Raw genomic sequence first — 22,221 nt, 5'->3', positions numbered from 1 at the left:
ATTAAAAATGCACACACAAGATATACGATTAATTATAGCACTTAAATATTGCTTTTCAATCTTAACAACTCTAAAAAAAATTAATTTTAATGTTGACTTTTCATCAAAATTTTTAATCCATTGATACGACTATATTTAAATGACTTGAAAATTTGTAAGATTAATAATGAAATTTAATTCTATAAAATTCTGTTGAAATTTCATTTAAAAAATGATAGTAAATAACAACTTCTCTTCACTAAAGGTGTATATATGTCTTTTTACATATATCGAGATATCTATTATAATAGAACAATCAAAAATATCGGAGGCAGAAAATGACTGGCAGACAAAAAGAAGAACTACAAGATATCACATTACTCGGTAATCAAAATAATAAATATCTTTATGAATACGATCCATCAATTTTAGAATCGTTCGATAACAAACACCAGGGCAGAGATTATTTCGTAAAATTCAATTGTCCTGAATTCACTAGCCTTTGCCCTATTACAGGTCAACCTGATTTTGCAGCCATCTATATCAGCTACATCCCAAATATAAAGATGGTCGAGTCAAAATCTCTTAAACTTTATTTATTCAGCTTTAGAAATCATGGTGACTTTCATGAAGACTGTATGAATATTATTATGAATGATTTAATTGACCTTATGGATCCACACTACATCGAAGTATGGGGAAAATTCACGCCACGTGGTGGAATTTCAATTGATCCTTATACAAATTACGGACGTCCAGGGACGAAATATGAAGAAATCGCGAATTATAGATTAATGAACCATGATCTATATCCTGAAACAATTACTAATAGATAAATTTTTTTTTTAAAATGATTACTATTCAAAAAGTTGAATTGTCTTAAAATTAAAATAAGTGTATTATATATGAATAGTTTATTTGTATAAACTATTCGTCTTTTATTTGTACAACTTTATTTGAAACAAGGGGGAAATGGTATGGCGCAACACACGCGCGAAGAAGTGGTCAACAGTATACCGAGAACTGGGTTCTTTGGTCATCCAAAAGGTTTATTCACTTTAATGCTGACTGAGTTCTGGGAAAGATTTAGTTATTATGGAATGAAAGCTATTCTTTTATTCTACCTTTATTATTCTGTGAATAAAGGTGGATTTGGATTAGATGAAGGATTTGCGATGCAAATTGTATCTATCTACGGTGCATTAATTTATATGAGTGGTGTTATCGGTGGATGGTTAGCTGATAGATTCATCGGTACACGTAAAGCAATACTATATGGCGCAATCCTTATCATGATTGGTCACATACTTTTATCTTTACCAAACAACTTCACTTTATTACTTATTGCATTGTTATTCATCATTTTGGGTACAGGATTATTAAAACCAAATATTTCAACAAATGTAGGAGAATTATACGAAAAAAATGATCCAAAGGTAGATTCAGCATTTACACTATTCGTTATGTCAATTAACATGGGTGCATTAATTTCACCATTACTTGTTGGCTGGTTACAAGATAATGTAGGCTTCCATTATGGATTTGCAGTCGCAGCTGTTGGTATGTTCTTCGGATTAATCATCTTTATGTTACGTTCTAAACAAACATTAGGACTTTCAGGGTTAGATGTTCCTAATCCAGTGACGGAAGCTGATAAAAAGAAAACAATTACAATCACTGGTATCGTTATAGCTGCATTCCTGCTTTATTTCTTAGTTACAGGCCTTATGGGTAATTTATCACTTGAAAGTTTTATGAACTTCGTAACAGTACTTGGGATGGCGTTACCATTCTATTACTTTATTACAATGATCGTATCGAAGAAAACTACGAGAGATGAAAAAGCACGCGTATTTGCATATGTGCCTCTTTTCTTAGCATCTGTTGCATTTTGGTCTATTCAGGAACAAGGATCAACAGTACTTGCACATTTTGCTGATAAAAATACGCAGCTTAATCTAGGTGTCTTAACAAATAATGCAATTGATTTTAAAATCCCGGCAGCGTGGTTCCAGTCACTTAATCCTTTATTCATTGTAACTTTAGCACCATTATTTGCCTGGTTATGGGTTAAACTCGGACGATTTAATCCACCGACAGTCATTAAATTCAGTATCGCGCTATTCCTAGCGGCAATGAGCTATTTAGTAATGGTTTATCCGTTAACACATAATGGCGATCAGTTAATGAATCCAGGTTGGTTAATCCTTAGCTATCTTCTAGTAACAATGGCTGAGCTTTGCTTATCACCTACGGGTTTATCCGTTACTACGAAATTAGCACCACAAGCTTATACATCACAAATGATGAGTGTATGGTTCCTGGCAAATACAGTAGCACAATTAGTTAACAGTAAACTTGTACTTTATTATGAAGCTGTAGATAATCACCAGTACTTTAACAATATCGGTTTAGTAACACTTGCTATAGCTGTTGTTTTATTGCTTTTCAGTCCATTTATGAAAAAATTCATGCGTGGTATTCATTAATAAAGAATCAATTACTATTGAAGCATACGATTAAGTATGCTTCTTTTTTATTGCAATATATTATTTTTATAAATGTATAATTGTATAAATAATGATTGTTACAAACAATTGAACAAGTTTTGTTTAGAAAATTTCGACTATTAACTGAAAGATTGAATGTGACAATAATAATGGTAAAATAATGTTCTAAAATAATATAAATTTTCGAAATATTTATAACTCGAAAGGGATGAAAAAATGAAGTATACAAGAGAACAGATGGTTGAAAGTGTACCTCAAACTGGTTTCTTTGGCCATCCAAAGGGCTTAGGAATTCTTTTCTTCGTCGAATTCTGGGAGCGCTTTAGTTACTATGGTATGAGAGCGATATTAGTTTACTACATGTATGATACAGTAGCAAACGGCGGTTTAGGAATGAACGAGACGACAGCTGCGAGTATAGGGTCAATGTATGGTGCTTTAATCTTTATGACTGGAATTTTAGGTGGATGGCTTGCTGACCGTATATTAGGTTCAAGACGTGCTTTACTCTATGGTGCAATACTCATTATGCTTGGACATATTGCAATGAGTTTACCATTTGGTATTCCTGCATTTTTAGCTTCAATGTTTTTAATTATTGTTGGATCAGGTTTAATGAAACCTAATATTTCAAATGTATTGGGTGGTTTGTACCACAAAAATGACAACCGTATGGATGCTGGTTTCGTAATCTTCTATATGTCAGTGAATATGGGTGCATTTTTATCACCATTAATAGTTGGTGAACTACAAAAGCAATATAACTATCACATCGGGTTTTTAGCCGCTGCGATTGGTATGGCATTAGCTTTAATTGCATATGTTATCTTTAACCGTAAGTCTTTAGGATTCGTTGGTGTTGAACCAACACATATTCTTGAAGGTGAAGAAAAATCAAAATACAAAAAATTATTTTCAATTGGATTTTTAGTCATCGTTTTACTTGTTGCTATCGGTATTTATAGTGGATTCCTTACCTTTAATACTTTCTCAATAATAGTAACTATTCTAGGCGTAGTTCTTCCAATCATTTACTGGACAACAATGTATAGTAGTAAAGATGTTACCGAAATCGAGCGTTCACGATTAGTAGCATATGTACCGTTATTCTTAGCCAGCGTTATGTTTTGGTCTATTCAGGAGCAAGGTGCTAATACTTTAGCGATATTTGCTGCGAAATTCACTCAGCTCGACCTTAATAAAGTTTCAGGAATTGATTACTTAGTACCTGCGGCATGGTTCCAGTCACTGAATCCATTATTTGTTGTCGCTTTAGCACCTGTCATTTCTGCTTTATGGTCTAAATTAGGTAAATTTAATCCATCTACTCCGATTAAATTTGCGATAGGAATATTAATGGCAGGTATCAGTTTCTTAATCATGGTTATCCCTGCCCAAGATGCAAGTTCTACGAATTTAATTAACCCAATGTGGTTAGTTGCTTCATTCTTTATCTGTGTCATCGGTGAACTTTGTTTATCACCAACAGGTTCTTCAACATCAGTTAAATTAGCACCTGTTGCGTTTAACTCTCAAATGTTAAGCTTGTGGTTCCTATCAAATGCGACAGCACAAGGTATTAACGCTCAATTAGTTAAATTAATCGAGCCACTTGGTTATGCGAACTACTTCTTATTTATCGGAAGTTTAGCAATAGCATTGTTTGTTATTATTTTCTTATTAAGTAGATTTATCTCTAGAAAGATGCAAGGTATACACTAATTAATCTTGCCTAACCAATAATTATATAAAAGATAAGGACATTGAATATTTTTCAATGTCCTTATCTTTTATATTAGTTCAGCTTCTTCAAGCAACTCTTCAATAAAAGTGTCTTTTACTTTTTTGATGAGTCTTTTCTCTACAATCTTTTCATAGAATGGCATATCCAATTCTTCTAACTTCTTACCATCATTTAATACCGAAATAGCATGAAGTAATATGCGTATATCATATACTGAACCAAAAACTTCTGGTACACCACGATCTATATCAAGCAATTTATAAACTGCTTCCATTGCGGTTCTTACAGAATATTCTGTTGTAAAGACTGTGTCACGTTCAGTTTCAGCGAAATTACCGATAAATGCAATATTCTTAGAACCATTTGGTACGACTAGCGGACGATCTCCCTTTGCACGAGGCATGAAGTATGCAGTAATATATGGCATATAACTTGGGATTGTATTACATTCTGCAGCAAGATCAGAAATTCTTTCCTCCGGTACACCCATATGATATAGCCATTCTTCACAAATTTCTTTACCAGTACACTCAACAATCGTTTTATTTGTGCGTTCCCCTGGTTCATCGGAATAAAGGGCGTAAATCCACACACTTACCTGGTCTTTCGGTTGGCTTTTAAACTGTTGCTGACGATTTAATGTAAAGCTTAATTGCCATTTAGAATCGTCCACTGTCACAATACCTCCCGTAACCGTACGACCGGATAATGGATCTCTTTTACAAATCTTTTGGATATAGTCGATTACTTCTTTGTTATTCGTTGTTGCAGTTGCTGAAACAAACCAACTTTTATCCGGTAAATCTTTATAGAATTTAGATGGTACACCAAATTCTTCACATTGTGCACTTAGATTCTCCCATAAATGCCATGCTCCTCCTGGTTGTTTTGTTGGTGGAGCCGGTGTATCATTATCACCATATGTCGTACTCTCAGTGATACTACCATTCGTAACGAACACCAGATCATTCTCCGTTAACTGGATAGTTTCTTCTTTGCCTTTACGCATTATATCGATAGCTTTTGCTACTTTAGATTCAGATGAACAATCAACGTGAATATTATTTACTGTTACACCGTATTCAAATGTGACGTTATGCGCTTTAAGGTGTTCTATTAACGGCATAACTAGTGACTCATATTGATTAAATTTAGTAAATTTCAATGCTGAGAAATCTGCTAAACCTCCGATATGATGGATAAAACGCATCAAATAACGACGCATTTCCATCGCAGAATGCCAAGGTTCAAAAGCAAACATCGTTTTCCAGTAAATCCAGAAGTTAGAGTTAAAAAAATCTTCGCTAAATACATCTGAAATTTTCACATCATATAATTGATTTTCTTTCATTAAACAAAGTTTAATTATCTCTTTATTGGCTTTTGGCGTTAAAGTCATCTTACCATCAGTTGACAAACGTTGCCCTCGATCTTCAATTACTCGACATTTAGAATAATTTGGGTCCTCTTTATTAAGCCAGTAAAATTCATCAAGTACTGAAGCATCTTCTACTTCAAGAGAAGGCACTGAACGGAAAAGATCCCATAAACATTCAAAGTGATTTTCCATTTCACGTCCACCACGCATAATATAGCCACGTTCAGGATTCAATATACCATCCAGGCTACCTCCTGGTAACTCAAGTTCCTCTAATATATGAATATTTTCACCTTTCATCTGCCCATCTCTAATTAAAAAACTAGCTGCAGCTAACGATGCTAAACCTGATCCGACTAAATAAGCTGATTTGTTATCTACCCCTTCAGGCTTCTTAGGTCTTGCAAATGCTTCATAATTTCCATTACTATAGTACATAATACTCACTCCGTCCCGTATTTTATATTTTAAAGAAGAACTTGATACTTCTTATAATTACAATTTAACTTATATTTGCTTAATGTCAGAAAATACTATATCGTTATTCGTCACATAAGCGACAGTAAAAGTACAAATGTCCCATAAAAAAGGTGATAATATGGAAAAGAAAGATCTACGCGTTATAAAAACTGAACATGCTTTGCGAGATGCATTATTAGTACTCGGTAATAATAAGGATTTCGATGAGATTACAATTCATGAAATTTGTGAAAAGGCTCTTGTACGTCGTTCAACATTTTATCGTCACTATGAAGATAAGTTTGATTTCTATCAGTCGACGATTATTCACCTATTAAACAAATATAACGATAAAAATAATGAAAATTATAATAAACATCATCCGGAAACTTTCTATGCTGCAATGATTAATGACGTGCTTTTATTCCTTGATCAAAATAAGTATCTCGCCAAATCTGTAATTCGCAGTGAAATTTATGGAATGATTTCCACAATCATTTATAAACAACTTTATCTCATCATTGAAAATCATTTAAATCGTGAAATACAAAATGGATATGTATTTAATCTGGATATATGTTTGCTTGCTGAATTTTCTGCAGGTGGCATCATGCGTATTATATTCAACTGGTTACAGTCTGGTGGAAAAGATGTCGAAAAGCTATCGCGCTCTCTTGAAGATATGCTAAATCAATTCTGGGAAAAAATGAAATATCAAAAAAATTTTAATACAAGAGAAGGATAGCATGCATTCCTGCATGCTATCCTTCCTTTAACCTAATTAGTATTTATTAGTTATGAATGTTATTTTTTCAAATCTATTATCGCTTTATTCTCTTCCAATTCCAATAGCTTATGATAATTTTCCCACTCAAGATAGTCTTTAAACGAATCATAAGGAGCAGTGAAGAACTGTTTGAATGTATGAGCATGCTCTGTTGATAGATCATTTATCGGCAAAATAAATTCCGCCATATCCTCATCATAGTAACTTCCTTCCGGGAAGTGATGTGTGCATTCAAAGTTTCTATTTGAAAAAGGGATATGGCAATACAAAGAATGTCGGCCCTACGAACTTATCATCTCCGAACCAGAAACCAAACTCAATCATCGATTCATCAAAGGCAGCACGTTCTATTACTTTTGCCGGATCGGGGAAAGGGATATGTTCATTATATAGTAATATACATGTGAAATCGAACGTTCCCCAGAATAAACCTGGTTTCACTTTTCGAGCACGTAATGGATTAATAAATGCTGATTCTGCACGATATGCAATCGGACATTATGAATCAATCAATGCTTTCGATGCTGCATGTAAATTTAACAAAGGATAGACATTATGATTCCTGAACTTTTACGTGTAGGTTTGTTGTTACTTTTGCTTTTTATCTGTGGATACTTTTTCAATAATCACCAAGAATCGAAAAAAAATTAAAATAAAAGCCCGAAAGATGCAGTAGCGTTTAATGTGAAACTGCATCTTCAGGGCTTATTTATTTTATAGTGATTTATACCATTCAGCAGCATGCTGGACTTCTTCTTGTGTTAGAGAATGTCCTGATTGATGCCAGAAAATCTCAACTTCTGCACCAGCCGCTGTTAATGCTTGTGCAAGTTCTTCAGTTTCTTGTCTCGGTGATATTGGATCATTCACCCCAGCACCGATAAATACTTTCTTACCTGATAAATCAGGTAATTCAACGTTGCGAAGTGGTACCATCGGGTGGAATAGAATCGCTGCATGTAATGCATCTTTATCGTGATACATTAAACTTGCTGCAATATTTGCACCATTAGAGTATCCTACTGCTACAATATTTTTACGGTTTAAATTATTATCCTGAGCAGCTGTTGTAATAAAATCATTAAGTTCGTGTGTACGTTTCACTAAATCTTCTTCGTCGAATATACCTTCAGCGATTCTGCCGAAGAAACGAGGCATACCATGCTCACTGACATTTCCTCTTACGCTTAATACGTTTGCATCATTATCAATTAAACCACTAAGTGGTAACATGTCTTGTTCATTACCACCAGTCCCATGTAATAACAACAATGTTGTATCATTACTACCTTTGTTTACAATATGTTTCATCGTCATTTTAATCTCTTTCTCACCTTCATGTTATAAATGTCACCCTTTAAAATTATTCTCAGGCTTTTCATCATATTTACTATCATTTGTCATAACCTGTTTCCCAAATGGACATACAGGTATAACTTTCAAATTGTTTTCTCTCGCATAATTTGCTGCAAGATTTACTAGAGATTGACCGACATGTTACCCTTACAGTTCGCTAGACACTTCAGTATGATTTATAATATGCAGTCTTTTCTTCACGCGCCGCTTATGATTTCGTATAGAATAATTGATCACCCTCTGATTTCAAATCTAGAAGCTTCGAAATGAACTTTAATGTCATTATTTTGATATGATTTAATAAATAAGACCCCAACTTTCACATTTTATACGGATTATTTATTTTCTATATGAATCAAATAATGTAACCACATTTAATACAAAATATTTCCCGGCAGCACCAATAGATTTAAAACCATGTCCAGCTTTTAAATGATTATACATCGCACCTAGCATGATGACATTGATTAAAATTGCACCAATACGTGCGAATTTTTTATTGAACACAGATAACATTAAGAAGATAGAACCGATAAATTCAAAATATCCTGCAATCTTCATCATACCTGGTGATAAATTAAATCCTTCTTTGAACTGTTGAGCCATTGCTTCATCATTTTTCACTTTTGGTAAGCTGCTTTTAAGAATGTCTTTTGCTACGTAACCATTAATAATATGTTTATGCATTTTTAATTCCTCCATTAATTAAATATTTGATATATAAAATATATCACAGTATATTTTATATATCAACTGTTTAATTTTCTTTTCTGAAGTATTGGTATTGATTGCTTATCTTAGCGTCATTAATTCTGAATATACACATTGCATAATATGCGTTATAAATATTGATTAATCAAATATAAAACGGGAATAGTAGGATATGATAAAATGTTAAGAATGGGGTGAAACTTTATGCAAAAATTGAAAACAGGTATATTATTCTATCATGATCATGCAGGACAAGGAAATGTTCATCAAATCATCGGTGAAGTGTCTAAAAGTTTAACAAGATTTATCGATCATTTAACAATTTATCGCAGTGCAGAACAAGGTGAGATATATACATATCTTAAAGAAGGTAAGTCAGAACATGATATTTACCTTATACTTGGCGGTGACGGTACTGTTCATGAACTTATAAACGGTATTATTGATGGAAATCATCATGTACCAATCGGTATACTTCCTGGCGGTACTTTTAATGACTTTACAAAAACTTTAAATCTTCTTCCAAACCCAGTAAGAGCGGTAGAGCAATTATTAACAGCAGAAGTGAAATATTATGATGTTATGCAAACAAACGAGCGATATGCACTTAATTTTGCCGGTATGGGACTAATTGTTGAGAATTCAAATAGTGTTGATCCGGAAGCTAAAAGTAAAATCGGTAAATTCAGCTATCTTTTTTCAACAATAAAGAATGTAACAAACCCAACTTTCTTTAAATATGATATCGAGATTGATGGTACAAAATATCACGGAGAATCTTCTATGATTATTGTAGCAAATGGTGCTTTCATCGGAGGAAATAAAATTCCTTTATTAGAATTATCACCTAATGACGGCAAGTTAAATGTATTTATCTTCAAAGAAAGTGGTTTGAAGCTATTTACTGAAATGATTGCTATGAAGTCAGAAATTAACTGGAATGAAATCAGCCAGAATATCGAACATTATTCGGGAGAAAATATTACAATCAATACAAATAAAGAGATGGATGTCGATGTGGATGGCGAAATTGATCTTAAGACACCACTTTCAATTAAAGTAATACCTAGTAAACTTAAAATACTCACGGCAACAGATCGCGTTGTAATTAATGAATAATGTAAAAGGCAGGTGATAAAAGTCACCTGCCTTTTAATGTAATATTAATTTATCTAACTAATCTTCAAAGAAATACTTCTCAACATCCAGCCAGCTCTTCATTCTGTCGTATTCCTTTATACTTTGGTTATGTACAGCATCGAAGATTAAACCGGTACCTTTGAAAGCCGCAAGTTGTCTTGGATTGTCATCGATAAGATAATCCGTTCCCACTACACCTTTATTCCCACAGAAAATGAAATGTTGCGGATCTAAGAAAGGAAAGTGTTCGCGCAACCATTCATACTTCGCATCAAACGAAGTTGGAACATCCATCGCTGCTGTCGCAATATAAACATCAAAGTGTTCACTTAATCGTTCAACGACACGAATTGCATCAGGTAAAACTTCTAAATCTCTAAAGAATGCACGATCAAGTAATAATTCATCTAATTTATCGACATGCTCTGGATATTCAGTACGTAATTTTTTCTCATATAAATCTTCTTTCGTTAAAGACATTCCAGTGCTTTCATTAAATTGAAAAATTACTTTCTTCAGCGTATCAGCTAATACTTCATCCATATCAATTGCAATTGACTTTTTCATTCTTACACCTCATTTATATTTTTAAAGAAATTTATCACTTTATTTCTATTATAGATCAATGCATAAAAAAAGCTAAATGATACGTTTATCATATCGTTTAGCTTAGCATTATTCCCCAAAGAATGCTGTTAAAGCAGCATCAATCTTTTTATTATCTTCTTCTTGTCCAATTGTTACGCGAACACCAATTGGTATAGGACGAGAAATTACACCATGTTGAATGAAAGTATCAAACAACGCTTGAGGTTGATCTGTCTTAATAAAGATAAAGTTCGTCTGGCTCGGCAAAAAATGTTTACTATATGGTTTCGCAAATAACTGCTCACGTTGTGCTTTATTGAATGCAACATATGACTTTAAATGTGCCTGATCTTCTAAAGCTGTGATAGCAGCCAGTAAAGACAAAGTAGTAACATTAAAAGGTAGCTTTACCTTATTAAATTCACTTACATATTCTTTAGACGTCATTGCATAGCCTACACGCATAGCTGCTAACCCATACGCTTTAGAGAATGTACGTAATATGATTAAATTTGGATATTCTTTTAATAACTTAACGCCATCAGGATAATCCTCTGCATCTACAAATTCAAAGTAAGCTTCATCTAATACAACAGTAATTGAATGTGGTACTTTATTTAAGAATGCTCTTAACTCAGTTTCAGATACATGCGTTCCAGTAGGATTATTCGGATTACAGATCCATATAATATTCGTATTATCTGTTATCGCTTCCGCCATTGCATCTAAATCAAAGCAACCTTCATTTAGTGGGACTGTTTTTAAATGTGTCCCTTCAATAAGAGCATGTGTAGCATATTGTACGAACGTTCCTTCACTTGTTAATACGTCACCATCAGGGACTAGTACTGCTCGCGATATCGACATAATAACTTCATCAAGACCTGCACCGACAAAAATCTGTTCAGCCGGTACATCATAAAATGTAGATAATTTTTCTTTTAATGCATTCGCTTCTGGATCCGGATAATAATTTAATCCTGTTAAAGACGCCGCTAACACTTCATTCACTTTAGGCGTAGGTCCAATCGGATTTTCATTTGAAGCGAGTCTGCTAAATTCACCTTCATATCCTGTCTTACGCTTTAACGCTTCATCAGATAATCCAGCCGAATACACTTGTAAAGATTTTAATTGTGGTTTCATTTATTTCCCTACTTTCTCTATTATAAAAGTATATTAGTATCATGATATATGAAATGACAATTTGATACTCATATTTTGAGGATTAAACTCAGATTTACTTAATCAGCTTTTCTCTCTTTAAATAAGCATGTGCAATACTTTCCGGTGATTTGTTCTGATATGTTACAGCATAGTTCATCGTCTGCATTTCTTCATCAGTAATCTTACCGGCTAACTGATTAAGTGCCTTCACAACTTCCGGATGTTCTTTAATGGTTTCATCTTTTAATAGTGGTGCTCCTTGATAAGGAGGAAATAGATTTTTGTCATCTTTTAATACGACCATGCCGTATTTCTTTAATTCTGCATCAGTAGAATATGCATCGATTAGATCAATCTTCCCTTGCTCAATTGCCTGATAACGAATTTTCGGTTCCATCGTTCTTACATTATCAAACTTAATACCATATTTCTTTTGAATGCCTTTATAACCATCCATGCGATCGTTAAATTCTAATGTAAATCCTGCACGGATTGTCGATTTTACTTTTTGCAGATCACTGATTGATTTCAATTGATATTTATCTGCATATTCTTTTTTCACGGCAAGTGCATACGTATTATTATATTGCATTGGTTTTAATAGAGACATCTGATACTTTTTATTGATACTTTCATTTGCCTGCTGATATACTTCTTTTTCAGTAGTAAATTTTGCATCTTCTTTTGTAATCTCACCTAATACTGTACCTGTAAATTCCAGATAACCATCTATATTATCTGATTTCAAAGCGTTAAATAAGAACGTTGTCTTACCCATACCAGGTTCAATTTCTACAAAAACATCGGTCTTGTCTTCAATGATTAATTTATACATATTAGTAATGATTTCCGGTTCTGTACCTAATTTCCCTGCAAATTTCATTTGATTATCTTTCTGGAAGAATAGTGGCCAAATAGCAACTAATAAAAATGATAACAACAGTAACCCTGTGACAATCATCATCTTACGATAACTTAATTTCTCCATACGTTTTAGTACAAAATCAAATAAGAGCGCAAGTAAAGCTGCCGGTATTGCGCCGAGCAATAATATATTCATATTATTTCTATCTATACCAAGTAATATTAAATCTCCTAAACCACCTGCACCAATAAATGCAGCAAGTGTTGCTGTCCCGATAATAAGAACCATAGCAGTTCGTATACCTGCCATTATCACAGGCATTGCAATAGGAATCTCAACATTTTTTAACTGTCGATATGTATTCATACCGATACCTTGTGCAGCTTCTTTTAAGGATGGATCGACTTCTTTAATACCTGTATACGTATTACGTAGGATTGGAAGTAAGGCATAGATTACTAAAGCGATAATAGCAGGAACACGACCAATACCAAAGAACGGAATCATTAGACCGAGCAGTGCTAATGAGGGTATTGTCTGCATGATAGCAGCGATATTAATAATTGGTTCAGCTATTTTAGTATGTCTTGTAAGCCATATACCAATCGGAATAGCGATTAAAGTGGCAATCAATAATGCAATAAATGAAAGTTGAATGTGCTCAAATAATGTTTGCAGCAATTCCCATTTACGTTCTTGAAAAGTATTAATAAATGCCTTCATTATTTCGCCTCCTGACTTAATTGTTTAAATACATTGTCACGCGAAATAATACCAATCGTTTGTCCCGCTTCAGTAACAGTCAAGTAATCATGCTGGCTTAATAGTTTAAACATTTCTTTAGAAGGTGCATTGGCATCAATTACAGCAGAAGCAACAACATTTCTTTCAGATTCAATATAGTTGCGTACATATGTCGTATGATTTGCATTTTCACCGATAAATGATTTTACGAATTCATTGTTTGGATGATTGATAAAAGAGTCTGGTTTACCAATCTGCTCTATATGTCCTTCGTTCATTAAACAAATGCGATCTCCTAATTTCAAAGCTTCACTAATATCATGTGTAACAAAAACGATTGTCTTATGTATTTCTGATTGCAAGCGAATTAAATCATCCTGTAACTTCTCTCTTGATAATGGATCAAGTGCGCTAAAGGGTTCATCCATTAGAATAACAGGTGGATCTGCCATTAAAGCACGGACTACACCTACACGCTGTTGTTGGCCACCTGAAAGTTCATTTGGATATCTGTTTTTAAATTCAGAGGCCGGTAAACCAACCATATCAAGCAGTCGGTCAGCTTGAGCATCAATCTTATCCTTAGACCATTTCTTCATTAATGGCACCTGACTAATATTTTCTTTAATCGTCATATGCGGAAATAATGCAATTTGCTGTAATACATAACCAATATCCCAGCGCATTTCATCGAGCTTATAATCACTTATCGGTTTCTCTTTAAAGTAGATATAACCTTTTGACAATGGTATCAATCGATTGATCATCTTCAAAGTCGTTGTCTTACCGCTACCAGAAGGACCAATCAATACAAAAAACTCACCTTCAGCAATATCAAAGGAAATATTATCAACCGCAATTTTATCATTATACTGCTTCGTTACATTTTCAAAACGTATCATATGCCACCTCTTAAAAAGTTTAATGTTTAACTTATAACCTCTTATAAAGAATTAAAACACATATAAATAAAAAAGACATGACAATTGCTTGTCATGCCGAATATGTTTTTATTGCGTCAATAAATTCTGGACAGTAATGTTTTAATTTGTATGATCCAACACCTTCAATTAGAATCATTTCATCTTTTGAGACTGGTTTTTTCGTAGCAAATAGCTGCAGCGTATGATCTGAAAATATCGTAAAGGGCGGTACAGATAAATCATCAGATAAACGTTTACGTACATCCTTTAACGTTTTCAGCAATATTTCATCCACTGTTTCAATCGTAGTGATTTTAACACGTTCATTATAAGATGAATGCTTGTAATACGTCATCACTTGCTTATCACCGGTTAATATTTCTCTGGCACTTTCGTGACAAAATAGTTTACCTTGCTGTTCAATGATATATCCATTGAACAATAACGTTTCGATAAAAGACTGAATTGCATTTGTAGGATAATCTTTCAGTAATCCAAATGTAGTGAGCTGATGATATCCCGGATGCGTCACTGAATCATCTTCCTCACCATGCAATACTTTAGTAATCAATAATTTATGAACCGGTTGCTTTATACGAATGATACAGCTTAATATTTTCTTTGCCTCAGTCGTCATATTATAATTTTCTATTTCGTGTTTACAATTAGAACATTTCCCACATTTATTAAGATGTTCGTCAGGATTAAAATAATGAATGATGGTCGACTGTAAACATTGCTTCGTTTTAGTATAAGCAATCATCTTATTCAGCTTTTCTTTCTTAAGTTCCTGAACAGTTTCATCGTTACTTGTTTCAATAAAAAACTGCTGTAATTTAATATCCTGCTCACCAAACATGAGTAAACATTCACTATCTAGGCCGTCACGTCCTGCACGTCCTGCTTCCTGATAATAACTTTCGATATCCTGAGGTAGATTGTAATGAACAACATAGCGTACATTGGATTTATCGATGCCCATGCCAAAAGCATTGGTAGCAATCATGACTTTAACATCATCTTTAACAAACTTTGATTGATGGTCATCTTTCACATCTTTATTTAAACCTGCATGATAAATGACATGATCAATATCTTCTAAATGTAACACTTCACTTAAACTTTCGACTTGTTTTCTCGTATTCGCATAGATGATGCCTGAATCCTCTTTATGTGCTCCAATAAATTCTAATAGTCGCTTTTGCTTCTGATATGTTGGGTCGATCATAAACTTTAGATTATCGCGTTTCGTACTTGTTTCAATCACGTATTGGCTTTCAATATGTAATAAATTACATATATCTTCTTTGACATCCACAGTTGCTGTTGCAGTGAGTGCCATTAAAGTAAACGAATGCGGCAAACTCATTACAGCTTTAATCGATTCACGATAACTCGGTCTAAAATCATGTCCCCACTTTGAAATACAGTGTGCTTCATCAAAAGCTATCAGATTGATATTTAATTGGTACAACAAATGAATAAACTGACGTTGATTAAATCGCTCAGGTGCAACATAAAGGAACTGATAGTCTCCGTTGATCAAACCAGTTTCTATCTGTTTTGTTTCCTTTACTTTTTGTGTTGAATTTAAAAATGCAGCATGAATACCACTCGCATTCAAGCTATCAACCTGATCTTTCATCAAAGAAATTAATGGGCTTATCACAAGTGTTAATCCGCCTTTTAATATACCTGGAATTTGATAACAGATTGATTTTCCTCCACCTGTCGGTAAAATGCCTAAAGTAGCATGATTATCCAATGCATTTTGAATCAATTCGCTTTGACCAGGTCTGAACGTTTCATAACCATAGTACGCTTTTAATACTTTCTCCATGATTTACTCCATTCGCTCACTTAATTCATCCCATTCTTCATAATATGTTTCATATTCATTTTCCAATGCTTGTCTTTCGTTCGTTAATTCATTGAGTTTATCATAATTTGTCGTCTCTGCTGCAATTGATTGATCGATAGCTTCTAACTTAGTTTCCAGTGTTTCAATCGCTTCAGATAGAAATTCAAAACGTCGCTTATCTTTATATGATACACGCATTGATTGCTTAGTTTGTTCTGGCATTGCTTTTTCCTGAACAAGCGCTTCCTGTTTCTTCTGCTCATCTATTATTTGTTTATAACTTAAATAATCGTTAAAATCTCCAAGTACTTTATCGATATGCTGATGATTTACAAACCAATATGTATCCACAACCTTATTTAAGAAGTAACGATCATGACTGACAGTAATGACTGCTCCACTAAAACTTTCTAAATAATCCTCTAAAATCGTTAATGTCTCTGTATCAAGGTCATTTGTAGGTTCATCTAATAATAAAACATTCGGACCCTCAATCAGTATACTGAGTAAATATAATCGTTTACGTTCTCCACCACTTAAACGGTGAATATATGTACCATGCATACTTGAAGGAAATAAGAATCGTTCAAGCAGTTGGGTAACAGATATTTTCTCTCCAGAAGATGTCGTTGCAGCTTCTGCTTTTTCACGAAGGAAATCTATGACACGTAAATCTTGATTTAACTTAATATCTTCTTGTTTGTAATAACCAATTCGCACTGTTTGACCTGTAATCATCGAGCCATATGTCGGTGGTATTAAGTTTGCGATAATATTTAGTAATGTTGATTTGCCGCTACCATTTTGTCCGACGATACCGATACGGTCTGATGTTTGAACGATTGTACTAAAATCTTTAAATAAAACTTTATCATCGAACTCCATTCCGATATCTTCAAATTCAAAGACTTGTTTCCCTAATCGTTTGTGTGCAAGATTAATTTCCATCGTCTCTTTCGTTTGATGCTGTTTAACTTTATCCTCAATATTTGCAAAACGGTCTATACGTGCCTGTTGTTTTGTTGTACGTGCTTTTGCACCTTTTCGCATCCAGTCCAGCTCTTGTTTATATAGCTGTTTCTCTTTTTGTTCCTGTTTGCTTTCAATGATTTCTAATTCTGCTTTGTGTGTGATGTAATCGTTGTAATTACCTTTATACAAATTAAGTTTTCCGTTTCTAAGTTCAACGATACGATTCGTTACTTCATTCAGGAAATAACGATCATGTGTCACAACCAATACAGACTTTTTATACTGTTTAATAAAGGTAATCAACCAGTGAATTGATTCGAAATCAAGATGGTTTGTAGGTTCATCAAGCAGTAATAAATCTGGCGCTTTTAAAAGTGACTTCGCAAGTGCTACTCGTTTTTTCTGACCACCAGAAAGTGAAGTAATGGGCTGAGATAAATCCTTTATGCCGAGTTTCGTTAAGATTGATTCTGCTTCAGCACGATAACTGAAACCATCAAGCTGTTCTATTTGTTGTTGTACAATACTTAACTGTTCAATCAGTTGATCATTCACTTCTATTTCCATTTGCTTGAGCAGTGCATCATACTTTTTAAATTTCTGTATAACCGGATGTGTTTCATCGATAACGTTATCCACGATTGAAAGCGATTCATTTAATAATGGTTGTTGCGCAGCATACTCAATCGTAAAATCTTTCGGATGTGTCACTATGCCATGGTGATCTTCTATTTCTGCAATACATTTCAGAAGGGCACTTTTTCCTGTTCCATTAATACCGACAAGTGCAATTTTATCACCAATAGATATGCTTAATGATATATCATCAAATACTGTTTTAAGACCGTATTGTTTAGTTAAATTTTCTATTTTATATGCTTCCATATTCGCTCTCCTCACATATAATACATTTCAATATCTCACAACATGATATTCAAATTTGATAATCTGGGTTGTTTTTTTATGATATAATAATATATTATAAACTTCAGTATTATATTATACACTTTTTTACTATAGGAGGTACACATGTTCGAATGGTTTAGTCAATTATCCCCTGTTGCTCAGGCCGGAATAGCCGGTTTATTTACCTGGTCTATGACTGGACTTGGTGCAGCAGTTGTATTTTTATTTAAATCTGTAAATATGAAAGTGTTAAACACAATGCAAGGCTTTGCTGCAGGTGTTATGATCGCAGCATCATTTTGGTCACTGTTAGCACCTGCAATTGAATTCAGTGAAGAAAATGGACAGATTCCCTGGATTCCTGCAGCAATCGGATTTCTACTAGGTGGTGTGTTTATCAGGCTACTTGATGTCATCATCCCACATATCCATCTGAAAGCTCAGCCTAGCCATATGCATGAAGGTCCGAAAACGAATTTAAAGAAATCAACCTTATTGTTCTTAGCAATAACTATGCACAATATACCAGAAGGACTTGCACTTGGAGTTGCCTTTGGTGGTGTTGTTTCAGGTAATGAACAGATGCTTCTTGCAGCACTCGGTCTTGCTATCGGGATTGGTATTCAGAATATTCCTGAAGGGAGTGCGTTATCATTACCGATTCATGGTGATGGTAGATCTAAATGGTTTTCTTTTAATATGGGACATGGATCTGCAATTGTAGAACCGATTTTTGCAATGATCGGAGCAGGTGCTGTGTTATTAATCACCCCGATGTTGCCCTATGCATTAGCATTTGCAGCTGGTGCGATGATTTTCGTAGTTGTTGAGGAATTAATTCCCGAATCACAATCTGGAGATAATACAGACCTTGCAACGCTTGGTTTAATGTTAGGTTTTACAATCATGATGATTTTAGATGTATCGTTAGGATAATCATTACATAGAAAAAGACGAGGAAAATTATATTCCTCGTCTTTTTCTATTTTATTTTTCTTTCCCTTTAGTACCATTGATGTACTCATATTTCGTAGGATCGATTTTTTTGAAATCTTTATTTTTATAGAAACGTAATACATCACCATTTAATAATGAATCAGACATTTCTAATTCTTTTTCAACGCTTCGCTTCATTTCTACTGCTTCTTTCTTTTGAGCTTCATTCATCAATGGTAAATTAGTCTTGTTGTCGTAGAATATACCATTGATCGATTTATATTTCGGACTGATAAAGTCACCATTTCTAAATACTACTGTATCTTTATGGTCTTTTGACATTAAATCTGTACCAAACATTACATAAGGTTTTGAATCAATACCTAGTAAGTGCAGTAATGTTGGAGCTACATCTACCTGACCAGCATACGTATGGTCAACTTTACCTTCAATGCCAGGAACTTTTAAGAATAATCCTGTGCGTTGTAAATCCATAAATTTCGATGGTGTGATTTCTTCACCTAGCAACTCTGCCATTGCTTTATTATGATTTTCTGAAATACCGTAATGGTCACCATAAATCATAATCACAGAATCTTCATATAATCCTTCTTTTTTAAGGTCATTAATAAAATCTTCTACTGCTTCATCTAAATAACGTGCTGTCTGAACATATCCATCAACTGTTGGATTGCCTGTATTCGGTGAATCAATCGTTGCTTCTGTCTTATCAATAGTGAAAGGATAATGATTCGTTAACGTTATTAAATGCGAATAAAAGGGTTGTTTTTCTTCTTTTAAGAATGGAATAGATTCATCAAAGAATTCTTTATCTTTAAGACCAAGATTTTCTAAATTCTTCTCAGACATATCATAATACGATGCATCATAAAACTTATCTACACCGAAGTGTTTATAGATTTGATCACGGTTCCAGAACGTTTTATAATCACCATGCATCACTGAAGACGAATAACCTTGTTGTTGATGCATGATTGCTGGTAATGATTGATAAGTGTTATCACCTTTTAAACTAAATGCAGAACCTTGAGGTAAACCGTATATACTGTTATCCATTGTCAATTCTGAGTCACTCGTCTTACCCTGTCCAGTTTGATGGAAGAAATTATCATAATAGATAAAATCTTTTTGACCACTAGCAAGAGAATTTAAGAAAGGTGTTACTGCTTCACCATTGACTTTGTAATTAATTAAGAATGTCTGGAAACTTTCTAGATGAATTTTAATCACATTCTTCTCTTTTGCAATTCCGAATGTTGCGCCATTTGGTGCAGCATATTTTGTCTTTGTAAAAGATTGTACTTTAGCTAAGTCATCAGAACTTGCTAATGCTTTTTGCTGGTTATTCTGAATCGTTTTTACTCCGTCATAGACCGTGAAATTAAATGGACCTAAATATTTCACTAAATATTTATGGTCAAATGTTCTTGTTAATAACTCTGGTCTGTCAGTTTCAGCAAACGCTAAGTTTAAAAAGAATAAAGAAATTGATACCCCCATAAGCACAGGCACATATTTCTTTTTAAACGATTTCGTAGATAACATCTCTTTTCTAAACAATAAAATAAACAGAAAGGCAAAAGTATCAATAAAGTATACAAGATCATACCATTCAAATGAACTCCACAAAGCCCCACTCATTGATTCAACGTTACTTACTTGATTTAATGTACTGAAAGTAATGAAATCTGAGAAAAATCTAAAGTAAACGACATTAGCATACAATAAAAATGTCAGTAAGAAACCACCAATAAACACAAACCAATAAGATTTTCTACCTTTAAAAAATAGAAAAACACTTAAAATTAACGCTACTAAACTATAAGGGTTCATTAGTAATATTAAATTTTGAACAAGTCCTTTAACACCTAGTGAAAAATCAATATAGTATGCAAAATATGTTTTGATAGAAACAGCGAGTACTGTCAATAAAAAAAACATAAATATCGATATTTTCTTTTCTTTCATACGTATTCCTCCATTAAACAAACATTTCTATAGTGATGCTATTTATAATATTAATCATTACTTAGTAACATTTACACTTTATTATATATTGTAACATAAACGTAATGTTATTTTCTGTGTACAATATATTAATTTATACCGTTTCAACCTAAATTTCAAGTGTTTTTACTTCATAAGTATCTTTTTAGTGTAAAAAGTGACTGAATTATGACAAACTTGTCTATACATTTAATTCCTGTTGATGGAGAAACTCAATTTGCGCGAGTACTGTCTTTAGCCAGTTTTCATAACTCTTTTGTTGTCGCGCTAATTCTGTTTTAGAAACCCATTTAAAGTACAATTTCGACCCTGGTTTCTTTTGTGAAAGTTTTGGTAAATGATACGGTGCAATATTACCGATATACGAGAAATCACTGTCCTGATGTATACTCTTTAATACGACAACAAGATCCCCGTCCTGTGTGAGTTGTAAAGCACCACTTTGTTTTATATGGACGTCTGATGTGCATGCCTTACAAGTTATTCTATTCCCATCAAGAATAAAGCCGGTTCTATCAAATCGATTCGTTACGATATAAATATCTTCCTGTAATGCTTTTTTAGTTTCACCTGATAATTCATTCTCGCTTATTGACTCCAGATGAAAAACATCTGAATAATAAATACGTGCCAGTGAGTAAGCGTCAATGCCCCAAGTCGTTTCTTTTCGTTTCACTATATTTTCAAATAATTTTTTCTGAAATGGTGTGTAACTACGTGCTAATTCAAAACGAGCACCTGATTGAATGATGTAATCTTCTGTGGCTTTTAAACGTGAACTATCGATTTGCAGACCTCCAGCAATTGCCATATAAACACGCGTACCTTTTTTAGGTTGACCAAAATAAAGCGTTTCTCCTCTTTCCATAAGATGAACTTTCATCGGCATGATACGTTTTTCATCAGTATAAGCGTAAAACTCAGCTCCCATTAGAGCTATTAACGTCGGTTCACGAAACTGTATTGTCGGTGCCTGGAAAGTCATTTCAATCGTTGGTGTGTTAACTGGATTACCAACTAAAGCATTTCCTAATATATGAGATAATGCATCACATGGGCCATTTAAAGATAATGAAGCATTTTCTTTAGTTTCTAACTGTTGAAAAGTTGTATAAATACCTGCTGTTTGAAATATGATAGACATTGTTATATTTCCCTTCCCATTTA

At 33.7% G+C, this 22,221-nt stretch carries 19 protein-coding genes and 1 pseudogene; 6 read left to right on the top strand and 14 right to left on the bottom strand.

The window, feature by feature from the left end:
- Positions 1-317 precede the first annotated feature (317 nt).
- The 3 genes from queF (at position 318) to BHX94_RS07220 (ending at position 4,211) form a co-directional block, all read left to right on the top strand.
- Entirely contained in the window at positions 318-815 is a 498-nt protein-coding gene (queF, locus tag BHX94_RS07230) for a preQ(1) synthase (RefSeq protein WP_096077122.1), read from the top strand.
- Positions 816-956: 141 nt separating this feature from the next.
- Positions 957-2,468 (top strand): peptide MFS transporter, encoded by a 1,512-nt coding sequence (locus tag BHX94_RS07225; RefSeq protein WP_111745513.1) that lies wholly within the window; start codon positions 957-959, stop codon positions 2,466-2,468.
- A gap of 237 nt (positions 2,469-2,705) precedes the next feature.
- Positions 2,706-4,211 (top strand): peptide MFS transporter, encoded by a 1,506-nt coding sequence (locus BHX94_RS07220; RefSeq protein WP_111745512.1) that lies wholly within the window; start codon positions 2,706-2,708, stop codon positions 4,209-4,211.
- A 68-nt stretch (positions 4,212-4,279) separates the two neighbouring features.
- Here BHX94_RS07220 and BHX94_RS07215 read toward each other — a convergent pair whose 3' ends face one another.
- Complete coding sequence (locus tag BHX94_RS07215; RefSeq protein ID WP_111745511.1) at positions 4,280-6,049, bottom strand: oleate hydratase; 1,770 nt, start codon at positions 6,047-6,049, stop codon at positions 4,280-4,282.
- A 160-nt stretch (positions 6,050-6,209) separates the two neighbouring features.
- Here BHX94_RS07215 and BHX94_RS07210 point away from each other — a divergent pair, with 160 nt between their 5' ends.
- On the top strand, positions 6,210-6,815 hold the full coding sequence (locus tag BHX94_RS07210; protein ID WP_111745510.1) for a TetR/AcrR family transcriptional regulator: 606 nt from the start codon (positions 6,210-6,212) through the stop codon (positions 6,813-6,815).
- 59 nt (positions 6,816-6,874) lie between these two features.
- Here the strand turns inward: BHX94_RS07210 and BHX94_RS12850 are convergent, their stop codons facing one another.
- The 5 genes and pseudogenes from BHX94_RS12850 to BHX94_RS07190 all read right to left on the bottom strand — a co-directional run bounded on the left by BHX94_RS12850 (position 6,875) and on the right by BHX94_RS07190 (position 8,900).
- The gene (locus tag BHX94_RS12850) at positions 6,875-7,030 is read right to left on the bottom strand and encodes a hypothetical protein (RefSeq protein WP_170120790.1); all 156 of its coding nucleotides are present in this window, start codon (positions 7,028-7,030) and stop codon (positions 6,875-6,877) included.
- Between the two features lie 67 nt (positions 7,031-7,097).
- Positions 7,098-7,298, bottom strand: a complete 201-nt coding sequence (locus BHX94_RS13195; protein WP_146606910.1) for a DUF5996 family protein — start codon at positions 7,296-7,298, stop codon at positions 7,098-7,100.
- Between the two features lie 273 nt (positions 7,299-7,571).
- A complete protein-coding gene (locus BHX94_RS07200; RefSeq protein ID WP_111745577.1) occupies positions 7,572-8,168 on the bottom strand; it encodes an alpha/beta hydrolase in 597 nt (198 codons plus the stop codon).
- A 39-nt stretch (positions 8,169-8,207) separates the two neighbouring features.
- Positions 8,208-8,339, bottom strand: a pseudogene (locus BHX94_RS13190) (hypothetical protein); the annotation flags it as partial.
- Between the two features lie 213 nt (positions 8,340-8,552).
- A complete protein-coding gene (locus BHX94_RS07190) occupies positions 8,553-8,900 on the bottom strand; it encodes a DoxX family protein (protein ID WP_096077128.1) in 348 nt (115 codons plus the stop codon).
- Between the two features lie 228 nt (positions 8,901-9,128).
- On the opposite strand from BHX94_RS07190, the gene BHX94_RS07185 reads away from it, so the two are divergent.
- Positions 9,129-10,043 (top strand): diacylglycerol/lipid kinase family protein, encoded by a 915-nt coding sequence (locus tag BHX94_RS07185; protein WP_111745507.1) that lies wholly within the window; start codon positions 9,129-9,131, stop codon positions 10,041-10,043.
- Between the two features lie 57 nt (positions 10,044-10,100).
- Here the strand turns inward: BHX94_RS07185 and BHX94_RS07180 are convergent, their stop codons facing one another.
- The 6 genes from BHX94_RS07180 to BHX94_RS07155 form a co-directional block, all read right to left on the bottom strand.
- Entirely contained in the window at positions 10,101-10,631 is a 531-nt protein-coding gene (locus BHX94_RS07180; protein ID WP_111745506.1) for a 5' nucleotidase, NT5C type, read from the bottom strand.
- A gap of 108 nt (positions 10,632-10,739) precedes the next feature.
- The gene (hisC, locus tag BHX94_RS07175) at positions 10,740-11,798 is read right to left on the bottom strand and encodes a histidinol-phosphate transaminase (protein WP_111745505.1); all 1,059 of its coding nucleotides are present in this window, start codon (positions 11,796-11,798) and stop codon (positions 10,740-10,742) included.
- 94 nt (positions 11,799-11,892) lie between these two features.
- Positions 11,893-13,407 (bottom strand): ABC transporter permease/substrate-binding protein, encoded by a 1,515-nt coding sequence (locus tag BHX94_RS07170; RefSeq protein WP_096077132.1) that lies wholly within the window; start codon positions 13,405-13,407, stop codon positions 11,893-11,895.
- A complete protein-coding gene (locus BHX94_RS07165; protein WP_111745504.1) occupies positions 13,407-14,330 on the bottom strand; it encodes an ABC transporter ATP-binding protein in 924 nt (307 codons plus the stop codon). Before BHX94_RS07165 ends, BHX94_RS07170 begins: the two co-directional genes overlap by 1 nt.
- 91 nt (positions 14,331-14,421) lie before the next feature.
- The gene (recQ, locus tag BHX94_RS07160; RefSeq protein ID WP_111745503.1) at positions 14,422-16,191 is read right to left on the bottom strand and encodes a DNA helicase RecQ; all 1,770 of its coding nucleotides are present in this window, start codon (positions 16,189-16,191) and stop codon (positions 14,422-14,424) included.
- A 3-nt stretch (positions 16,192-16,194) separates the two neighbouring features.
- Positions 16,195-18,069, bottom strand: coding sequence for an ABC-F family ATP-binding cassette domain-containing protein (locus BHX94_RS07155; protein ID WP_111745502.1), 1,875 nt, complete (start codon positions 18,067-18,069; stop codon positions 16,195-16,197).
- Between the two features lie 144 nt (positions 18,070-18,213).
- On the opposite strand from BHX94_RS07155, the gene BHX94_RS07150 reads away from it, so the two are divergent.
- Positions 18,214-19,026 (top strand): ZIP family metal transporter, encoded by an 813-nt coding sequence (locus BHX94_RS07150; RefSeq protein ID WP_111745501.1) that lies wholly within the window; start codon positions 18,214-18,216, stop codon positions 19,024-19,026.
- Positions 19,027-19,077: 51 nt separating this feature from the next.
- Here BHX94_RS07150 and ltaS read toward each other — a convergent pair whose 3' ends face one another.
- Both ltaS and BHX94_RS07140 read right to left on the bottom strand, forming a co-directional pair.
- A complete protein-coding gene (gene ltaS, locus BHX94_RS07145; protein ID WP_379875132.1) occupies positions 19,078-21,015 on the bottom strand; it encodes a polyglycerol-phosphate lipoteichoic acid synthase LtaS in 1,938 nt (645 codons plus the stop codon).
- Between the two features lie 220 nt (positions 21,016-21,235).
- Positions 21,236-22,198: a 5-oxoprolinase subunit C family protein gene (locus BHX94_RS07140; protein ID WP_111745500.1), complete on the bottom strand. Its 963-nt coding sequence runs from the start codon at positions 22,196-22,198 to the stop codon at positions 21,236-21,238.
- Positions 22,199-22,221 lie beyond the last annotated feature (23 nt).

This window comes from Macrococcoides bohemicum (assembly GCF_003259675.1).
Classification (GTDB): domain Bacteria; phylum Bacillota; class Bacilli; order Staphylococcales; family Staphylococcaceae; genus Macrococcoides; species Macrococcoides bohemicum.
This window is presented reverse-complemented; position numbering and strand designations above follow the sequence as displayed.

Excerpts from the sequence above, each read along its gene's own strand:
- BHX94_RS07150 (WP_111745501.1), top strand. The coding sequence starts at position 18,214 with ATGTTCGAATGGTTTAGTCAATTATCCCCTGTTGCTCAGGCCGGAATA.
- BHX94_RS07220 (WP_111745512.1), top strand. The coding sequence starts at position 2,706 with ATGAAGTATACAAGAGAACAGATGGTTGAAAGTGTACCTCAAACTGGT.
- BHX94_RS07200 (WP_111745577.1), bottom strand. The coding sequence starts at position 8,168 with ATGAAACATATTGTAAACAAAGGTAGTAATGATACAACATTGTTGTTA.
- BHX94_RS07225 (WP_111745513.1), top strand. The coding sequence starts at position 957 with ATGGCGCAACACACGCGCGAAGAAGTGGTCAACAGTATACCGAGAACT.
- BHX94_RS07170 (WP_096077132.1), bottom strand. The coding sequence starts at position 13,407 with ATGAAGGCATTTATTAATACTTTTCAAGAACGTAAATGGGAATTGCTG.
- ltaS (WP_379875132.1), bottom strand. The coding sequence starts at position 21,015 with ATGAAAGAAAAGAAAATATCGATATTTATGTTTTTTTTATTGACAGTA.
- queF (WP_096077122.1), top strand. The coding sequence starts at position 318 with ATGACTGGCAGACAAAAAGAAGAACTACAAGATATCACATTACTCGGT.
- hisC (WP_111745505.1), bottom strand. The coding sequence starts at position 11,798 with ATGAAACCACAATTAAAATCTTTACAAGTGTATTCGGCTGGATTATCT.
- BHX94_RS07165 (WP_111745504.1), bottom strand. The coding sequence starts at position 14,330 with ATGATACGTTTTGAAAATGTAACGAAGCAGTATAATGATAAAATTGCG.
- BHX94_RS07140 (WP_111745500.1), bottom strand. The coding sequence starts at position 22,198 with ATGTCTATCATATTTCAAACAGCAGGTATTTATACAACTTTTCAACAG.
- BHX94_RS07210 (WP_111745510.1), top strand. The coding sequence starts at position 6,210 with ATGGAAAAGAAAGATCTACGCGTTATAAAAACTGAACATGCTTTGCGA.
- BHX94_RS07190 (WP_096077128.1), bottom strand. The coding sequence starts at position 8,900 with ATGCATAAACATATTATTAATGGTTACGTAGCAAAAGACATTCTTAAA.
- BHX94_RS07155 (WP_111745502.1), bottom strand. The coding sequence starts at position 18,069 with ATGGAAGCATATAAAATAGAAAATTTAACTAAACAATACGGTCTTAAA.
- recQ (WP_111745503.1), bottom strand. The coding sequence starts at position 16,191 with ATGGAGAAAGTATTAAAAGCGTACTATGGTTATGAAACGTTCAGACCT.
- BHX94_RS07215 (WP_111745511.1), bottom strand. The coding sequence starts at position 6,049 with ATGTACTATAGTAATGGAAATTATGAAGCATTTGCAAGACCTAAGAAG.
- BHX94_RS07180 (WP_111745506.1), bottom strand. The coding sequence starts at position 10,631 with ATGAAAAAGTCAATTGCAATTGATATGGATGAAGTATTAGCTGATACG.
- BHX94_RS07185 (WP_111745507.1), top strand. The coding sequence starts at position 9,129 with ATGCAAAAATTGAAAACAGGTATATTATTCTATCATGATCATGCAGGA.